The following is an 18,318-nucleotide window of genomic DNA, read 5'->3' on the forward strand; positions in this document are numbered from 1 at the left end:
GGCAAATAGCACATAATTTGTAGCGTTCAGAACTAATTTTTCCTATTTTTGTTTTGCCACTAGTTGGTCTTTCACAAGAAGCAAATCTTTAAAAACATGAAAAAAATTTATCTTTTCCTTACGCTGGCACTGGCAGTGCTCACCCAGGGGATGGTTTCAGCACAAGGTGTGCTAACCTTTGAAAAAGACCTACATGATTTCGGCAACGTGACCGAAGGCGTGCAAGCCACCTATGAATTCAAGTTCAAGAACACGGGCAACCAGCCGGTGATTATCTCGCACGTGCAGGCTTCCTGCGGCTGTACTACCCCAGAGTGGCCCAAAGAGGCTATTTTGCCCGGCAAAACCGGCGTGGTGAAAGCAGGGTACAACAGCGCCGGCCGCCCGGGAGCGTTCAACAAGAACTTAACCGTTACCTCTAACGGCAACCCAGAGCAGATTTCTCTGTTCATCAAAGGCACTGTGGTTCCTAAGGCTTCTGCCCCGGCTCCGCGCTCAGCAGAGGAAGTGGCCAAATCACCAAAGGCTGACTTCACCAGCACCACCTTTGATTTTGGCAAACTGGAGAAAGGCCAAAAAGCCACCGCCAAATTTACCCTTAAAAACACCGGCAAATCTGACCTGAACGTTACCGGCGTACAGACTGCCTGCAACTGCGTGTCTTACAAAATGAGCCCTTCAGTGGTAAAAGCAGGACAATCTGCAAAATTGGAACTTATCTATAACCCGCAGGTGTTACAGGATAGAATTGAGACAGTAACATTGGTCTCCAATGACATCACTGGTTCTCCTGCCACGCTTACCCTAAAAGCAAAAGTGGTAGAAAGTTTAGCAAAACAAAGTTCGTTGAAGGTTAACAAGGCATCAGTGCCTTTCAAATAGTTTTTTCATAGTTTTATTTTGTACTAATGGCAGTAACTCAGTTGCTGCCTTTTTTTATTTATGGCCTTTTGTACTTGGGACCTTGCTCCTGTTTTCCGTCTGTTTTAACAAAAACACCTCAAAATCGGCGCGAGCCAAACAAACGTTAATTTAATTCACCTAAAGGGTTGCAAAATTGATAGAGGGTTGGTGTATATTTGCGCACTTTTTCACCACCATCTTAAAAAATCATACAATGATTATTGGTCTTCCCAAGGAGATAAAAAACAACGAAAACCGCGTAGCCCTCACCCCAGGTGGCGTGGCGGAGTTTGTAAAAAACGGTCATACCGTGTATGTTCAGGCTACTGCCGGGGTGGGCAGTGGTTTCTCAGATGAGGAGTACACAGCGGCTGGGGCTACCATTCTTCCCTCCATTGAGGAAGTGTACGGCATCGCCGAGATGATCGTGAAAGTGAAAGAGCCTATTGAGCAGGAATATAACCTTATCAAGGAAGGCCAGTTGTTGTTCACGTACTTCCACTTTGCTTCTTATGAGCCGCTTACCCGCGCCATGATTGAGCGCAAAGCCACCTGTCTGGCTTATGAGACCGTTGAACTGAAAGACCGCTCCCTGCCTTTGCTGATTCCTATGAGCGAGGTGGCCGGCCGTATGGCTCCGCAGGAAGGTGCCAAGTACCTGGAGAAACCGCTGAAAGGCCGCGGAATTCTGTTGGGCGGCGTGCCCGGCGTGAAACCAGCCAACGTATTGATCCTGGGCGGCGGTATTGTAGGAACCCAGGCGGCGAAAATCGCGGCCGGTTTCGGAGCCAATGTCACCATCATGGACATCAGCCTGAAGCGACTGCGCGAACTGGATGACATCATGCCGGCCAACGTAACCACCATGATGTCTAACCACTACAACATCAAAGCGGCCATCAAAGACGCTGACCTGATCATTGGTGCAGTGTTGATCCCCGGCGCGAAAGCTCCGCACCTGATCACCCGCGACATGCTGAAAGACATGCGTCCGGGCACCGTACTGGTAGACGTAGCCGTTGACCAGGGCGGATGTATTGAAACCTGCAAGCCAACCACCCACGAGAACCCCACCTTTATCATTGACGACGTAGTACACTACTGCGTGGCCAACATGCCAGGCGCGGTTCCCTATACCTCTACCCTGGCGCTCACCAACGCTACCCTGCCCTACGCCTTGTTGCTGGCCAACAAAGGCTGGAAGCAAGCCTGTATTGAGCGCGACGAGCTGAAACTGGGCTTGAACGTGGTAGACGGCAAAGTGGTGTACCCCGGCGTAGCCGAAGCCTTCAACCTTGAACTGACCCCAGTAGCTGACGTATTAGCTTAACCCTTATTACTTTTCTTCAAAAAGCCCTCTCCTATATTCAGGAGAGGGCTTTTTGTTTTTACACCTGCTCGTTGCAAGTACCTGCAGTTCCGGCGCCGCTCCGGTGCCATTGTTGGTGTTGTTGGTGTTATCACCAACAACCTTTTATTGGTCCATCCCCAAAAAGCGCCATGAAACGGACTACAAGAAACACTTTACTGGCTCCTACTTACGACCGCCCCCAAACTGAACCGATAAGAAGTTGTTGGTGATAACACCAACAACGGCGAAACAACTTACGGAGAAACAGCTTACGGCCAAACGGCTTAACGGCAAAAAGCGGTTTAAAAAGGTAGAAATTAGCAGAGCAAAGGAAGCAAACGTGCATTTTGGAGTACCAGATGCCATCTTGACAATAGGTGTCTCAGTTGTGATGAGTACCGTTGATGGTATCGGTGACGTTGTTGTTATCGGTGCCATTGTTGGTATCGGTGCCGTTGTTGGTGTTATCACCAACAACCGTTTAATGCCTCCTTCACCAAAAGCGCCATGAAACGGACTCGTCTGGAAGTTGTTGGTGATAACACCAACAACGGTGTAAACACCAACATCGGCGAAACAACGGCAAACACCAACCTCGGTGATAAAAAGCGCAGGACCAGGTTAGCCCAAAGCCTTGGTGACAGAGAATGTTGCTAGTTGCCAGCTTGCTCCATTTTCTGGCTGATTTCCTGAAAAGAAGGCAAAACTGAAATAGGCGTAATTTTATTGGTTATGGCCTCTACCTGCCAGCAGTAATGCTCCCGGCCGTTGCTCACCATCAGGTAAGGAGCGGCAATGGTTTGGTTGTACACGGCTACCTGGCTAACGGTAGCCTGCGTGATGGGCACGTGCGGGGCTTTGCACTCCACCAACAGCAGGGGCTTGCCGGCGGAGGAGTACACCCGCAGGTCAGTGCGTTTCTGCAGGGTGTTGTACTTGGTGCCGCGCTCCACGCTCATGAGCGCCAGCGGGTACTGCAAGTGGGCGTGTAGTAGATGGATGATGTGCTGCCGCACCCATTCCTCCGGGGTGAGGACCACATATTTGCGGCGCACCTGGTCCAGGATAAAGGTTTTCCCTTCAGAATCCTTAAGTTTGTAAGAATATGCGGGCAAGGCAAGCGGTTCCATGCCCCAAAAGTACTAACTTAAAAAGCAGAGCAGCCGTTTTATAGGCTTATTTCTGAAAATAGACTAAAAACAGACTATGAAAACCAAACAGGAGATTGTTGAAAACTGGCTGCCCCGCTACACTGGAAGGCCCTTGAACGAATTCGGGGAGTACATCCTGCTCACCAACTTCATCAACTACGTGGAAATGTTCGCCACGCAGTTTGGGGTGGAAATCATGGGGCTCAACAAACCCATGCAGACGGCTACCGCCGAAAACATCACCATCATCAACTTCGGGATGGGCAGCGCCATGGCCGCCACCGTCATGGATTTGCTCTCGGCCATCAAACCCAAAGCCGCTTTGTTCCTGGGCAAGTGCGGAGGCCTGAAAAAAGCCAAACTGGGTGATTTGATCCTGCCCATCGCGGCTATCAGGGGCGAGGGAACCTCAGACGACTACCTTCCACCGGAAATCCCGGCGCTTCCCTCCTTCCGCCTGCAGCGCGCCGTCTCGTCCATGATCAAGAAGCACGAGATGGACTACTGGACCGGCACCGTGTACACCACCAACCGCCGCGTGTGGGAGCATGACGAGGAGTTCAAGGAGTACCTGCGCTCCATCAGAGCCCTGGGCGTGGACATGGAAACGGCCACCATCTTTGTAGTGGGCTTCATGAACGACATTCCGCACGGGGCCCTCCTGCTGGTGTCTGACAACCCGATGACCCCAGACGGGGTGAAAACAGCCGAAAGCGACCTGCGCATCACCGCTGACTTTGTCACCAAACACCTGCAAATAGGCATTGACTCCCTGCTGGAACTCCGTGATTCCGGCGAATCTGTGAAACACCTGAGATATGAATAAAACATGGGGTACCCTGGGATTGTCTGCCCTGCTGGGCCTTTCCCTCCTTTCTGCCTGCAGCCGGGGCGAAAAGGCTGACCTGTTGGTGTACAACGCCAATGTGTACACCGTCAACGCCGGCTTTGAGAAAGCCCAGGCCTTCGCCGTGAAAGACGGCAAAATTCTGGAAGTGGGCACCACGGCTGACCTTCAAAACAAGTACCAGGCCACCCAGGAGGTAGACGCCCAGGGCAAGCCGGTGTACCCCGGCCTCATTGACGCGCACGCCCACTTCTACGGCTACGCCCTGGGCCTGCGCGAGGCAGACCTGGTAGGCAGCACGTCCTTCGCGGAGGTGGTACAGCGCCTGCAGGCCCACCGCCGGGATCATCCCGGGGCCGCCTGGCTCACGGGCCGCGGCTGGGACCAGAACGACTGGCCCGTAAAGCAGTTCCCCACCAAGGACACCCTGGACCAACTCTTCCCCGATGTGCCCGTGGTTATTGAGCGGGTAGACGGCCATGCCTACTTGGTGAACCAGAAAGCACTGGACCTGGCGGGCATCACGGCCCAGACCAAGGTAACCGGCGGTCTGGTGGAAGTGAAGAACGGCAAGCCTACCGGCATTCTGGTAGACCGGGCCGGCGACCAGGTGTACAGCAAGATTCCATCGCCCACGGCCAAGGAAATAGCCGAGGCCCTGAAGGAAGCGGAACAGAACCTGTTTGCCGTGGGCCTTACCACCGTGGTAGACGCCGGCCTGCCCAAAGCAGTGGTAGACATGGTAGACTCGCTGCAGCAGAAAGGCGAGTTGCGCGTGCGGGTGTACGCCATGCTCAGCCCCACGCCCGAAAACAAGAGCCATTACTTCAAGAACGGCCCCTACACCACCGACCGCCTGAACGTGCGTTCCTTCAAAGTGTACGGCGACGGGGCCCTGGGTTCCCGGGGCGCCTGCCTGCTGCACGCCTACGCCGACCGGCCCACGGAGACCGGCTTCCTGCTGCAGACCGTGCAGGAGTACAAAGACCTGGCCGCCGAGCTGTACCAGCACAACTTCCAGATGAACACCCACGCCATCGGGGATTCGGCCAACCGGGTGATCCTGCAGATCTACGGCAATCTGCTCAAAGGCAAAAACGACCGCCGCTGGCGCATTGAGCACGCCCAGGTAGTGAACCCCAAGGATGTGCCGCTTTTTGGGCAGTACAGCATTCTGCCTTCGGTGCAGCCCACGCACGCCACCTCAGACATGTACTGGGCCAGCGAGCGCCTGGGCCTGGACCGGGTGAAACACGCCTACGCGTTTAAGGCCCTTTTAGCGCAAAACAACCTAATTCCGCTGGGCTCAGATTTTCCGGTGGAGCACATCAATCCGCTGTACGGGTTCCACTCGGCCGTTGCCCGGCAAGACGCTGAGAATTACCCCAAAGGGGGCTTCCAGATGGAGAATGCCTTGAGCCGCGAGGAGGCCTTGAAGGGCACCACTATCTGGGCCGCCCACGCAAACTTTGAGGAAAAGCAGAAAGGAAGCCTGGAGCCCGGCAAGGTAGCCGATTTCGTGATTCTGGACCAGGACATCATGACCATTGAGCCAGCGGCCATCAGAGGCGTGAAAGTCCTGAGCACCTACCTCAACGGCGAGAAGGTGTACGGAGCCAACTAGCCTGCTTTAGGGCTGATTTCCCTAAACCACCCCAAAAACAAGAAGGGCTTCCCGCAAGGAAGCCCTTCTTGTTTTTGGGGTGTTGCACCTCAGGCCGCCGCCTCCACGGGGGCCAGCTTGCGGGTCCTGATGGTGAACAGGGCAACCAGACCAACAACGAAGAACACCAGCAGGGTTAAGATGCTGTTGCGCATAGACCCGAAGATCTGCTCCGTTACGCCAAAGGCCAGCGTGCCCAGGGCCAGGCCCACTTTGTCGCAGATGTCGTAGAAGCTGAAGAACGAGGCGTGGTCGGTGGTCTCGGGGAGCAGTTTGCTGTACGTGGACCTGGAAAGCGACTGCACGCCGCCCATCACCGCCCCCACCACAAAGGCCAGCACGTAGTATTGGTTGCCGGTGGTCACAAAGTAGGCGCCAATGGTAATGCCCACCCACACCACCACCGCCCACATGAGCGCCATGGTGTTCCCCACCTTGCCCGAGAGCCAGGCAAAGAAGTACGCGCCCCCAATGGCCACCGCCTGAATAATGAGCAGCACCGTGATCAGGGACTCGTCGGGCAGGTTCAATTCCTTAGACCCAAACAGGGAGGCCACGTACATGACGGTCTGCACGCCCATGTTGTAGAAGAAGAAAGCCACCAGGAAGCGCTTGAGCAAGGGCAATTCTCTTAGCATTCGCACTACTTTCCCCAACTCCTTGAACCCGTTCAGCAGGTAATTTCCCCGGGCTTCTTTCCGGTAGGGGTTATGCGGCAGGTAGGCGAAGGAATACTGCGAGAAGCCAAACCACCACAGCCCCGTCATCAGGAAGGAAATGCGGGCCGGCAAGCCCGAGTCCTCAATACCCACCACCCCAGGGAACAGCACCAGGGCCAGGGAGATGATGAGCAAGATCATGCTGCCAATGTAGCCCAGCGAGAAGTCCCGGGCGCTGAGGCGGTCAAACTGATCCTCGGTGGCAATTTCGGGCAGGTAGGCGTTGTAGAACACAATGCTGCCGCTGAACCCAATGGCCGCAATCATGAACAGCAAGACCGAGAGCGAGAAAGTCTGTTCGGTGAAAAAGAACAATCCCATACAGGCCAGTGACCCCATGTAGCAGAAGAACCGCATAAAGTTCTTTTTGTTTCCACCGTAGTCGGCGATGGCCGTGAGAATAGGACTCAGGAAAGCGATGGTGAGGAAGGCCCCGGTGAGGGCGTAGCTGTACAGTACCGAGGCGGAGATCTCCAGCCCAAAGAAATGCACCAACCCGCCGTTGTTATTTTTGGTGAGGGCCACATAGTAAATGGGGAAAATGGCGGTGGTAATCACCAGCGAATACACCGAGTTGGCCCAGTCATAAAAGCACCAGGCCCGCATCACTTTAGGGTCGTTTTTCAAAGGGGTTTGCATCATTTCGGCAATCAGGCATTTTTATAAGGCAGTTTAGGGTTCTAGTTAAGCAAAAACGGACAATAAACGGCACGCACCTTTGATTTTAAGCTGAAATTTTAGGATGCCATCAAGGTTCTTCTATCTTTGCGGTACACTTAACCAGATGCTTATGGGTACACCAATACTTACCCAAGACCAGGAATTGCACGCCCTGCTGAAGACCAACGAGGCGCAATTCATGGAAACGCTGTTCAAGCAATACTACACCCTGCTGTGTCGTACGGCTGTGCGTTTCACCAAAGACACCGAAGCGGCTGAAGATCTGGTACAGGAGGTGTTCTGCAAAATATGGCAGAACCGCGAAGTACTGGAGATCAGCACCTCGTACAAGGCCTACCTTGTGCGTTCCGTCACCAACCAGGCTCTTAATTACATAGAGAAGCAGAAAAGGTTGGTTTTGTCTGAAGATAGCACGCCGTATGAGTCCTCCCTGTCGGCCAACACCACGCTGGAACTGCTGGAGGGCAGCGAGATGGAGGGCCGCGTGCAGCAGGCCCTGGCCGCCCTTCCGCCGCAATGCCGCCTTATTTTTGAGATGAGCCGCTTTGAGGAACTCACCTACAAAGAGATTGCCGACACCCTACAGCTTTCGCCCAAGACCGTGGAAAACCAGATGGGCAAGGCCCTCCGGATCCTGCGGGAGCACCTGTTGCTGTTGTTTCTAAGCACCTCAGTCCTATGGGATTTGACCCAGGCTGGTAAAACCTTAACATTACTTTAACTTTTCTTCCGGTAAACAATAGGGGTAACACGGCCCTTGTTTGTCTTACAGATACCACGACACTAACGCACCATGACACAAACAAAACCTGACCACCATGAGAACCCTGAATGGGTTTTGATGGCAAAAGCATTGCGTGGGGAGCTATCTGACCAAGAACAACTGGAATTTTCTGCCTGGTTGAACCAAGATGACTCCCACCTGCAGCAATGGACCGACGCCCTTGAGGTTTGGGAAGAAGTTGGCGCTGAACAAAACACCACCTTCCAACCAGACGCCGAGAAGGCCTGGCAAAAGTTCTGTGCCAACGTTGACATGCCCACCGAGACAAAAGTCATCCAGCTGGTTCCCGAAGAACCGGTCATGACGGTGGAGAGGCAAGAGCCGGTCACCAGACAGTTTACCCCCTGGAATACCCTATACAAGTATGCAGCAGCGTTCGTTTTGGCGGCTGGGTTGGCTTGGCTAGGGTATTTGCAGTTTAACTCCTCCCCGGCCTGGACCCAGGTGGCCACCGCCGCCGGGCAGCGCCAACTCCTCTACCTGCCCGACAGCAGCCAGGTCTTCCTGAACGAGAACTCCACCCTGCGGTACCAGACCGCCTTTGAAGGGGCCGAGCGCAAGGTAGAGCTGGTGGGCGAAGGCTTCTTTGAGGTGCGCAAAAACCCAGAGCAACCCTTTGTCATTGAGAGCGGCAACGCCCAAACCAAAGTTCTGGGTACCTCCTTCAACGTACGGGCCATCAAAGGCGAACCTGAGGTGACCGTGGCGGTGAAGACCGGCAAAGTGGCCTTCTCTTCGCTGCAGGGCAACAGCCAGGTGGTGCTCACGCCCGGCTTTACCGGAACGCTCTCCAGCACCGGAAAACTTGTGAAGCAGCCAACCGTACAACAGGCGGGTTTGCCCTGGCAGTCGCTGGAGTTCAAGAACTCCACCCTGGTGGAAGTGGCAGACCAGCTGGAAAATTATTTCAATGTTTCCATTGAGGTTCCCAGCCAGAACGTACAGCAGTGCACCTTTACCGGGACGTTTGAGAATCCGGATCTAAGGGAAATCCTGGCGGTGCTGGTGGCTTCCTCAGATGTAAACATCAACCGTACAGAAGCAGGAACCTACACCATTGGGGGTGCTGGCTGTAAATAGTGCCTTGGGCTGGTGCAGCCCTCTGTCCCATGCGTTTGAACACCCTTTTGTCGCTTTTTTTCTCCTTCTGCTCCCTAGGCCTGCTGGCCTCCTGTGATATCTTGGGTTCTGGCCCTTGCCTGGAAGGCGGCGGCGCGGTAAAGACCGTCACCAGAGATGTGCCCGCGTTTAAGGGAGTAGACATGCGCGTGGCCGGCAACGTGATCATCACCGAGGGACCTGAAGTGGAAGTACGGGTAGAAAGCTTTGCCAACCTGTTGCCCGAGATCATTACCGAGGTAGCGGGCTCCACGCTGGTGATCCGGTCAGGGACCTGCCTGGAGTTCAACAACGAGGAAACCACCGTATACGTCACCCTGCCCCAGGTAGAGTTAGTTGAACTCAGGAGTTCTGGCCAGGTACGGGTGCAGGCGGCCCCCTCTACCCAACGGGTTAACATGAATTTGTCGGGGTCTGGGGCTATCCGGTACGTGGGAAACGCCCAGAGCGTGCACGTGCGACACTCGGGCTCAGGCGATATCTTCCTGGAGGGTTCCGCGAGCAAGCTGGAGACCAATTCCAGTGGGTCGGGCAGCATTCAGGCTTACTTCCTGCACGCTGACACGGCCACGGTGTTCTCCTCGGGGTCGGGCCACCAGCAGATTTGGGTAAACCGGGCCTTGGACGCTACCCTCAGCGGCAGCGGGAACATCTACTACCGGGGCTACCCCAACTTGATCTCCTCCCTTACCTCCGGCTCCGGCAAGGTAATCAACGACAACAAGTAACAAAACCGGTAGGCGGCCCCGCTCCCCTACCGGTTTTTTCGTTTTCTGCCCTTTGGCTGGCTCTCGTGCGCCCATCGTTTTCTGTCCATTTTCCAGAAATCAAACCTAAACCAAGTGGGAGCGTTTTACCGGAGTTTTCAGGAAAACGGCCCCAAAACAAGCTGGGCAACCTTAAAAGTCCATTCCAGGGATAGCGGAGACTGAAAGGACCAAGGCCTTTATTCAATTACAAATACAGCTAGAAGATGTAAAATCCTTCCGCTTCGGTCTCACGCGGCGCATAGCCGCTACAAAAAGTGACGAATCTGGAGCAGATCTATTTACATTTTAAGGGTACAGCTTTGTAAATATTCCTGAAATACTGATCTTAGCAAGTTCAAAACGGCCTCTGGTGGGCATCCGCAACTTACAAGATTCAGGCATTGCCAAGACTTACATTCATATTTCTTTGTGCATTCTTCCTGATGCTCACCTCCCGGAGATCAGCGGCGCAAGAATTGGTGGCTGATAGTCCTGTGTCCTTCCATTACCGGGGCGAGTCTCTGGAGCAGGCGCTACAGGACCTAGCCAGGCGGTATTCCCTTAATTTCTCGTACAGCAACAGCCAGTTACCCCTAAACCAGCGCATTACCTGTACCGGCACCTCGCTGCCGCTCAGGAAAGCCCTAGAGGTCTTCAGCAGCTGCGCCAACCTCAGTTTCCAGATCATTGGCGAGCAGATTGTGCTCAAGCCCAAGGAGGAGAACCCTGCGGCCCCCAGCCTGAAAAGCTACACCCAAACCCTGAGGGGCACTGTGAAGGATGGCGGGCTGGGCACCCCGCTCATTGGCGCTACTGTGATGCTGGTCTCCGTAAACCCCATGCGGGCGGTGAGCACCGGGCTAGACGGTTCCTTCTCCCTGGAGAAGCTGCCCATTGGGCGGCATAGCCTGCGCGTGACGTACCTGGGCTACAAAGAGGGAGAGGTTTCCAACATCATGGTGGTCTCTGGCAAGGAAACGGTGGTGGCCGTGCAACTGGAAGAGAGCTTTATCCAGGAATCTGAGGTCCTGATTGAAGCCGAACGCGATAAGTCCTTGCCCCAGAACCTGCTTATCTCCTCCAGCGTGCACACCCTGCGGGCCGAGGAAATCAACCGCTTTGCCGGTTCCCGGCAAGACCCCAGCCGCATGGCTGCCAACTACGCTGGGGTTTCCAGCGCCTCTGACCAGCGCAACGACCTTATTGTGCGGGGAAACTCGCCCTTGGGAGTGTTGTGGCGCCTGGAGGGCGTGGAGATTCCCAATCCCAACCACTTTACCTTCACGCCCAACACCGGGGGAGCCTTCAGCCTCCTTAACAACAACCTGCTGGCCAACTCTGATTTCCTGACCGGAGCCTTCCCCGCCGAGTACGGCAACCGGATTGGGGCCGTGATGGACGTGCGCCTGCGCGAGGGCAACAACAAAAAGGTAGAGAACACCCTGCAACTGGGCCTGAATGGCATGGAAGTGGTCACTGAGGGGCCGCTGGTGAAGAAGTGGGGCGGCTCTTTCTTGGGCAGCATGCGGCTTTTCACCTTACGGCCGCTGGAACGGCTGGGCGTGAGCATTGGCTACCAGGGACTGCCCCGGTTTCAGGACGGTTCGTTCAAGGTGGTACTGCCCACCCCCAACGCCGGTAAAATCTCGGTCTGGGGCATTGCCGGCAGCAGCAACGTGACCATCTATGACATAGACGAGGACACCACCACCTGGGGCAAGGTGCGGTACCGGCTGGAGCCCACGCTCAACAACCAGATGTACGCGTTCGGGCTGAACCATACCTATACCAAGATTCCCAAGACCGTGACCGAGCTGATCATCTCTACCGCAGGTAGCCAGGTGGAGGCCACCAGCATTGCCACCTACCGCAACCTGGTCTCCCTCCTATTCTATTACCTGCGCAATTATGAGCAGCAACTCATCACCCGGTTCAACGTCACCCACAAGACCACCAACCGGCTGCTGCTCAAAACCGGCCTCACCTGGCAGAAACTGTATTACAACAACCAGGAGATCATGTACCGCGACTCTCGCGACGTGTACGAGATTCCGCTGGACGCCCAGGGCTCTGCCACGCTGGCGCAGGGCTTTTTCCTGGCCAAGTACTCCGTCACGCCCCGGCTAGACGTACAGGCGGGGCTGTACTCCCAGACGTTCTCCATCGGGAACCGGTCGGCCTATGAACCCCGCGTTTCGGTGGACTATTACCTCACCGATGCCCAGAAGGTGTACTTATCGGCGGGGCTGCACAGCCAGACGCAGCCCCTGGTATACTATGAATACCGGTTCTTTTCGCAGGAACGGCCCGAATTCAACCAGCCCTACAACAAACTGGATTTTACCCGAAGCAAGCAGGTGGTGGCGGGCTACAACCTCAACCTCAACGCTTCCTGGCGGTTCAAGGCCGAGGCCTATTACCAGTATCACTTCAGGGTGCCCGTGAGCAAACGCGCCGGCGAAGAGGCCTTCTCCATGCTCAACCTGGGCACCGATTACAGCTTCGTGACGGTAGACAGCGTGGTGAGCACTGGCACGGGCAGAAACTACGGCCTGGAGCTGACCGCCGAGCGGTTCCTCAAAAACGGGTTTTACACCCTGGGCAACGTGTCCTTGCTGCAGTCCTGGTTCTCGGGCGGCGACGGCAAGGTACGGCCCACGGCGTTCAGCATCGGGTTTATCTCCAACCTGCTGGTGGGCAAGGAATTTAACCTGGATGCCGAGAAACGCCACCACCTCTCCCTGGACCTCAGGGTGAATTACGCCGGCGGCAGGAGAATCATCCCCATTGACGAGGAAAAGACCCGGAACGAACCCACCGACAAGATTTACTATGACGTGGAGAACGCCTATCTGCGCAAGCTGAAAGACTACTTCAGAACAGACATCAGGGTGTCTTACCAGCTGAACACCAGAAAAACCACCCACTGGGTGTTTGTGGCCGCCGACAACGTGTTTGACACCCAGAACGAACTTAGCTACGGCTGGGACCTGGAGGAAAACCGGGCCAAGGGCTTCTACCAACTGGGCATTTACCCGTACCTTGGTTACCGCATACAATTCTGAAAACGGCTCCAAAACGCATGTCTCGCCTATAAAAAAGAGGCAGCCTTCTTTCTACCCATAGAAAGAAGGCTGCCTCTTTTAATAAACTTCTTTACCTGGAATACACCGAGCTCAGCCTTATTTTCTCCAGGATCAGCTCCCACAGGTGCTCATACGGGATAATCTCAATCTCGGCGTAGGCATCGCCGGGAGGCGGCGTTTTCTGCAGTTTGTTGTACAGATATTGGCCCTTTTTCTGGGTGGTGCCACCGTCAAAATCTGAGCGCACCAGCGTATTTAGGAGTTTGAAGAAGATGCGGCTGCGCTCACTGAAACTGTCTTTGAAGTGGTGCTGCGCGTACTTCTTAAGCGACTCTACCCGGTACTCCAGGGCCTCAAAGTCCCCTATCTCCAGGAAGTACATGACCTGCAAGATTAGAATGGCCACGTTAAAGCCTTCTTTGTCTTTGCTGTAAATGGGCGCATTCTGGGCCAGGGTGTGCCATTTTAGCGGCTGGTCTTTCAGGGGCGCCACAAAGTGGAGGTAAGACTCCATGAGTACCCATCTTTCCTGCGCGAATTTGTTGATTTTCTTGATAAACGGGTTGGTCTGTACCTGGTGCAGCAAGAGGTGGGCGGCCTCGTACCGCTTGGCGTGGATGGCCAGCAGGGTATAGTTCTCCATGAAGGCAAACCAGTTGTTGCTGGAGGGATTAAAGGAACTGAGGTATTTATTGGCCAGCACCATTCCTTCCTCCAGTTTCTTCGCTCTCAGGTGCGCGTACACCTGTATGAATTTGTTGAACCTGGAGTCAAACCTCTTCTGGATTACCTTGTTGTCCTGCAGTTCGTTTTCAATCATGCTGGTTAAGAGCACAATCTTCTCAAAATCGCCGGTTAGCTCGTGCAGCCAGATAAAAAGCCGGTAATAGTTGTTGAAAGACTCAAAGGTCTGCGCCTTTTCCCAGAGCAATTTCATCTTGGGCAGTACTTCATCCAGCCTTTTCAGGAAATTCTTGCGGGCCGCCACCGAGTGGCTTAGCTCTATGTTGGCCTGCCAGAAAAGCATCTCAGACTCCTGGTCGGCGGCCAGCTTCTCGTTTACCGCATTGAGCTGGTCAACGGCTTTGTAAAAGAAAGACCTTTCCTTCAGGTTCACGTAAGACTGTACCAACGTCCTGATGCACAGGGAGGAAATGTAGTTGAAGTCGTATTCGGTGGATTTTGCCAAAACCTGCTTTAAAATAGGAAGGGCCAGGTCATTGGCGCCGGAGTCAATTAAGATGCGCGCCTGGTAGAATTTAGCCAGGCAGGCCTGCTCCACCGCGTGCGACACGGGAATGCCTTCGGGGTTCTCGTCCAGAAAAAACAATTGGTTCATCAATTTCTTTCTGAGACGTGATTTGATCATTTTTAATCCGTCTTTTTTAGTATCTTTTGAGTACAGAACCTCCCGGGCAGAATCATCGTCGGTGATGGTGCCCGCCAGGATCTCTTGGTACAAAAGTTTCTCTTTTGAGTGATTGGTAAAGATCTGGGAAGTTCCTCCTACTCTTTTCTGCACTATTTGAATCAGCTTCTTTAGCTCCTCCATTACTGTTTTTTTCTTTCCGGCAAATAAATCGGGTCAATTCTTAGGTGAACTTCTTCTACTGCAACAACTTACGGCCAAAAGCCGCGTATAAAGCACTCAAATCCCCTTCTACGTTCAGCACCAAAAAATACTACATTAATCGTTAACTACCTTTTACTAGTCCTTAAAATGAAATAAATTATTATTTTATTATATTTAAATTGGGTAAATTCCTAGTTACATATCACCTATTTCTTTCCTTTAGAAACCGCATGAGTAGTATCACCTTTGTTTAAACAAATTTAAACAACCAAAGCCATGATAGAATTACTTCTCGCTCTGCTCCTCCAATTGACTGCAGTAACCGGAACCACTACTGCCACTTCTGACAAAGACAAGGCTGCTCCTACTATGAGCACCTTCAGCACTACCTCAACCAGCAGCACCAGCACCACCACGGGCGGTACTACCACCGGGGACCAGGGATCTGGCGAGACTGGCTACGGTGGATCTGGCACCTGGGACACCAGAGACTAACCCAAGCTGGTTAGACAGCAAAGAAGTTTCAATTCTAACTGCTATATAATCATACACAGGGCTAAGGCTTATTGGGGCAAGTTTTGTAATATTGAGCATGGTGCAAACCCGCACGCAACGCTTACTATGAAAAAAAACTGCGCTATAAGCCTTAGCTTCTTTTTTATATGGCTTCTGTCCTGTTCTTCCCCCACCCAACACCCCTCCATTAGAGTACGGCTAGCGCAAGACCCAGAATCACTGCACCCGCTCAGCTACGGCAACGCCACCGCCCTGCAACTGCTTAACCTGGTGTACCAAAGCCTGCTTACCGTTGACATCAAAGACAACTCCATCCAGCCTCTGCTGGCCGCCGGCCTGCCCACGGTTCGGCGCGACGATTCCAGCTCCTATTTCACCTATCAGATCAGGCCTGAGGCCCGCTGGAGCAATGGTTCCCGGGTAACGGCGGCAGACGTGGCCTTCTCCCTGAAGCTACTGCACAGCCCCCTGCTGGACAATGACCGCTGGCGCGCCCAGTACAGCTTTATCCAGAACATTCAACTCTCTGAGGACAACCCCGCAGTGTTTACCATTGTTTGCTCGGGCTACACACCCGAGATGAACCTGATGACGGGCGATTTCTTTGTGCTGCCAGCCTACCAGTTTGATCCCAAAGGCGTACTGGCCTCTGTGCCGTACAGCGTGATCAGGCAGAAGTTTGATTCACTGGCCCAGACACCCGCCTTCAAGGCTTACGCCAGCTTCATCAACCACCCGGCCCTGGCCAGAGATACCGCCCTGGTAAAAGGGAGCGGTCCCTACCAACTCACCTCCTGGGCCTCGGGCCAGGCCCTTGTGCTGGACAAAAAGCCGGGCTGGTGGGCTGAAAAGGCCACCACCAACAGGCAAGCGCTCTATGCCAATCCTTCCAGGCTTGTCTTTCAGGTAATCCCAGACCAGGCGGCGGCCGTGTTGGCGCTCAAAGCCCGGCAAGTAGACCTGGTAGACAACCTTCCCTTGGTGGCCTACCAGGAAATGAGAAAAGACCAGCAGTACCAGGCCTGGTACAACTTCTACTCGCCTTCTTCTTATGACTTGGTTTTCCTGGGGCAGAACGGCCGCCATCCCTTCTTGCAGGACAAGCAAACCCGGCAAGCCCTGGCCTACCTGGTCAACATTCCGCAGGTGATCAATCACCTGCAGGGCGGTCTGGCCACACCTACCGTGGGTCTGGTGCATCCGCAGGAGAAAGACTATTACCACGGCAAGTTGGCACCGCTCCCGTATGACCCCGGGAAGGCGAAAGCCCTCCTGGCGGCAGCGGGCTGGCGCCAGACCGGGTCCGGGTGGCAGAAAAGCATCCACGGAAAGCCCCAGACGCTTGCCCTGGAACTGCTCCACCGGGCCGGGAACACGGACTTTGAGAACTTCGCCCTGCTTTTTCAGCAGAACGCCCGGGCCATAGGCGTGCCCATTACCTTAAAAGCCATGGAAAGCAGCCAGATTACCGACCGGCTGCAAAGCAAGGAGTTTGACCTTTACCTGAGAACCCTGGTGGGAAATCCGTTCTCCTATAACCTTATTCCCATGCTGCATACCTCCAATTCCGCCCAGGGCGGAGCCAACGTGACCAGTTTCGGTACGCCGGAAACAGACAGGTTACTGGAGCAGATTGCCCGCGAAGAGCGTAAGGCGGAGAAGGGAATTCTTCTAAAGCAACTTCAGGAGAAAATGCGGGAAGAAAGCAACCTGGTTTTTCTTTATTTCCAGCAGAACAAGCTAGCCATATCTAAACAGATTGACTCGGTGGTGGTGTCAAGCCTGAAGCCCGGCTACGACCTGCTGCGGTTCACCAAACAAGAGTAAGAACGGATGAGCTTGCCTACTTGGAGCCTGCAGGCCCTGAAGTTCCTGGTGACCCTTTGGCTTACCATCTCCTGCGTTTTTGTGGTGAGCAGGCTGCTCCCCAATGCGAATACCCCGCTGGGCCTGGCCGACGCTGACCTGGCGGTGTACGGCCTGTCAGATGCCGCCACCCTGGAGCGGGTCAAAGCCGATTACCGGCAGCGGAGGGGCTATCACCTACCTTTGTTTTACGTTGGTTTGGGAGCACGGGGCAGCGGCCTGGCTGAGCAACTAGAGAGCCCCGGCTCCCCAGACTACCCTTGGGCAGAAGCTGCCGTGCTGCGCCACGGCCTGGAACCTACGCGTCAATTCAGGACTCAATGGCACGCCTGGGAACAGCAAGCCAGCCCAGAGGAAAGAAGCACCCTCCGCTCCCGCCTGCTTACCTGGGCCCAGGCAGCGGAGACAGGGCAGGCGGTTGCTTCCTTTTTGCAGGAATCTGCCACTTCAGCCTCTAAAACCCTGCTGGCGTCCTGGAATGCCTTGCTCCAGAAAAGGGCTCCCCTCCATTACCACCTGCCCGTTCTGCAATGGCATGGCACAGACAACTTGTATCACACCTGGTTAGGCAAAATCTTGCAAGGCGACCTTGGCGCCTCCACCCTGGACTATCAGCCGGTGCTCAGCAAAATTGGGGAAGCCGTAGGTCTGTCGGCCATGTTAGGGTGCCTTGGCTTGGCAACGGCACTGTTGGTTTCATACCTTGCGGGCATGCACCTGGCGCAGCACCCAGCCAGCCTGTTTGCGGCAGTTGGCCGGCACTTCCTGTACTTGTTAGACAGCATTCCGGCTTTTGTCATTACGCTGGGCGTTTTTGGCCTGTACCTGTTGTTGGGCGGAGCCTTGGATTCGCCTTACCTGGCGGCTCCTGGGGAAAGCTCCCCTTTCACCCCTTCCCTGTTGTTAGGCGGCCTGTGCGTAGCGCTTTTTCTGGTGCCGCACCTCACCTTACAGTTTTACGGCACTCTGGTACACCAAAACAGCCAGTTGTACTACCGAACGGCCCTAGCCAAGGGGCTTTCCTCGGCCACGGTGCTCCGCAGGCACGCGTTGCCCAACGCCCTTATTCCTTCCCTCACCCTGTTGAGCGAGGTAATCATAGGGCTTATCTCGGGAGTACTTGTGGTGGAAGTCACCTTTTCACTGCCGGGCCTGGGGAGTTTACTGGTGAAATCCATTCTGGCGGCCGATTACCCCACCGTGGTGGGCATCACCCTGCTGCTCCTGCTGTTCAGGTTAGGCGTGACCCAACTGACCGACCTGGCGCTGGCGTTGGCAGACCCCAGAATTAAAAGCGTTTAACGGAGAGC

Annotated in this window: 15 protein-coding genes; 12 read left to right on the plus strand and 3 right to left on the minus strand. The window is 54.6% G+C overall.

Annotation, left to right across the window (positions count from 1 at the left end; translation table 11 throughout):
• Positions 1-96 precede the first annotated feature (96 nt).
• The 3 genes from JT718_RS16390 (at position 97) to JT718_RS16400 (ending at position 2,765) form a co-directional block, all read left to right on the plus strand.
• Positions 97-882 (plus strand): DUF1573 domain-containing protein, encoded by a 786-nt coding sequence (locus JT718_RS16390; protein WP_205503870.1) that lies wholly within the window; start codon positions 97-99, stop codon positions 880-882.
• A gap of 235 nt (positions 883-1,117) precedes the next feature.
• Positions 1,118-2,233 carry an alanine dehydrogenase gene (gene ald, locus JT718_RS16395; protein ID WP_205503871.1) on the plus strand — a complete coding sequence of 372 codons (1,116 nt, stop codon included), beginning with the start codon at positions 1,118-1,120 and terminating at the stop codon, positions 2,231-2,233.
• 241 nt (positions 2,234-2,474) lie between these two features.
• On the plus strand, positions 2,475-2,765 hold the full coding sequence (locus JT718_RS16400) for a hypothetical protein (RefSeq protein ID WP_205503872.1): 291 nt from the start codon (positions 2,475-2,477) through the stop codon (positions 2,763-2,765).
• 142 nt (positions 2,766-2,907) lie between these two features.
• Here the strand turns inward: JT718_RS16400 and JT718_RS16405 are convergent, their stop codons facing one another.
• On the minus strand, positions 2,908-3,384 hold the full coding sequence (locus JT718_RS16405) for a type I restriction enzyme HsdR N-terminal domain-containing protein (RefSeq protein WP_205503873.1): 477 nt from the start codon (positions 3,382-3,384) through the stop codon (positions 2,908-2,910).
• 76 nt (positions 3,385-3,460) lie between these two features.
• Between JT718_RS16405 and JT718_RS16410 the strand changes: the two genes are divergently transcribed.
• Positions 3,461-4,231 (plus strand): AMP nucleosidase, encoded by a 771-nt coding sequence (locus JT718_RS16410; protein ID WP_205503874.1) that lies wholly within the window; start codon positions 3,461-3,463, stop codon positions 4,229-4,231.
• Positions 4,224-5,876 (plus strand): amidohydrolase, encoded by a 1,653-nt coding sequence (locus JT718_RS16415; protein WP_205503875.1) that lies wholly within the window; start codon positions 4,224-4,226, stop codon positions 5,874-5,876. The genes JT718_RS16410 and JT718_RS16415 overlap by 8 nt, the downstream gene beginning before the upstream one ends.
• Before the next feature lie 89 nt (positions 5,877-5,965).
• Here JT718_RS16415 and JT718_RS16420 read toward each other — a convergent pair whose 3' ends face one another.
• The gene (locus JT718_RS16420) at positions 5,966-7,276 is read right to left on the minus strand and encodes an MFS transporter (RefSeq protein ID WP_317195519.1); all 1,311 of its coding nucleotides are present in this window, start codon (positions 7,274-7,276) and stop codon (positions 5,966-5,968) included.
• Positions 7,277-7,424: 148 nt separating this feature from the next.
• On the opposite strand from JT718_RS16420, the gene JT718_RS16425 reads away from it, so the two are divergent.
• The 4 genes from JT718_RS16425 to JT718_RS16440 all read left to right on the plus strand — a co-directional run bounded on the left by JT718_RS16425 (position 7,425) and on the right by JT718_RS16440 (position 13,032).
• On the plus strand, positions 7,425-8,036 hold the full coding sequence (locus JT718_RS16425; RefSeq protein ID WP_205503876.1) for an RNA polymerase sigma-70 factor: 612 nt from the start codon (positions 7,425-7,427) through the stop codon (positions 8,034-8,036).
• Between the two features lie 120 nt (positions 8,037-8,156).
• Complete coding sequence (locus JT718_RS16430; RefSeq protein WP_205503877.1) at positions 8,157-9,179, plus strand: FecR family protein; 1,023 nt, start codon at positions 8,157-8,159, stop codon at positions 9,177-9,179.
• Positions 9,180-9,208: 29 nt separating this feature from the next.
• Positions 9,209-9,946: a head GIN domain-containing protein gene (locus JT718_RS16435; protein WP_205503878.1), complete on the plus strand. Its 738-nt coding sequence runs from the start codon at positions 9,209-9,211 to the stop codon at positions 9,944-9,946.
• A 500-nt stretch (positions 9,947-10,446) separates the two neighbouring features.
• Positions 10,447-13,032, plus strand: a complete 2,586-nt coding sequence (locus JT718_RS16440) for a carboxypeptidase regulatory-like domain-containing protein (protein WP_205503879.1) — start codon at positions 10,447-10,449, stop codon at positions 13,030-13,032.
• A 91-nt stretch (positions 13,033-13,123) separates the two neighbouring features.
• On the opposite strand, the gene JT718_RS16445 is transcribed toward JT718_RS16440, so the two are convergent.
• Complete coding sequence (locus tag JT718_RS16445; protein ID WP_205503880.1) at positions 13,124-14,515, minus strand: hypothetical protein; 1,392 nt, start codon at positions 14,513-14,515, stop codon at positions 13,124-13,126.
• A gap of 387 nt (positions 14,516-14,902) precedes the next feature.
• Here JT718_RS16445 and JT718_RS16450 point away from each other — a divergent pair, with 387 nt between their 5' ends.
• The 3 genes from JT718_RS16450 to JT718_RS16460 all read left to right on the plus strand — a co-directional run bounded on the left by JT718_RS16450 (position 14,903) and on the right by JT718_RS16460 (position 18,310).
• Positions 14,903-15,121, plus strand: coding sequence for a hypothetical protein (locus tag JT718_RS16450; protein WP_205503881.1), 219 nt, complete (start codon positions 14,903-14,905; stop codon positions 15,119-15,121).
• Positions 15,122-15,247: 126 nt separating this feature from the next.
• Positions 15,248-16,969: an ABC transporter substrate-binding protein gene (locus JT718_RS16455; protein ID WP_205503882.1), complete on the plus strand. Its 1,722-nt coding sequence runs from the start codon at positions 15,248-15,250 to the stop codon at positions 16,967-16,969.
• A gap of 6 nt (positions 16,970-16,975) precedes the next feature.
• The gene (locus JT718_RS16460) at positions 16,976-18,310 is read left to right on the plus strand and encodes an ABC transporter permease (protein ID WP_205503883.1); all 1,335 of its coding nucleotides are present in this window, start codon (positions 16,976-16,978) and stop codon (positions 18,308-18,310) included.
• Positions 18,311-18,318: the final 8 nt, after the last annotated feature.

The organism is Rufibacter psychrotolerans (assembly GCF_016924645.1).
Classification (GTDB): domain Bacteria; phylum Bacteroidota; class Bacteroidia; order Cytophagales; family Hymenobacteraceae; genus Nibribacter; species Nibribacter psychrotolerans.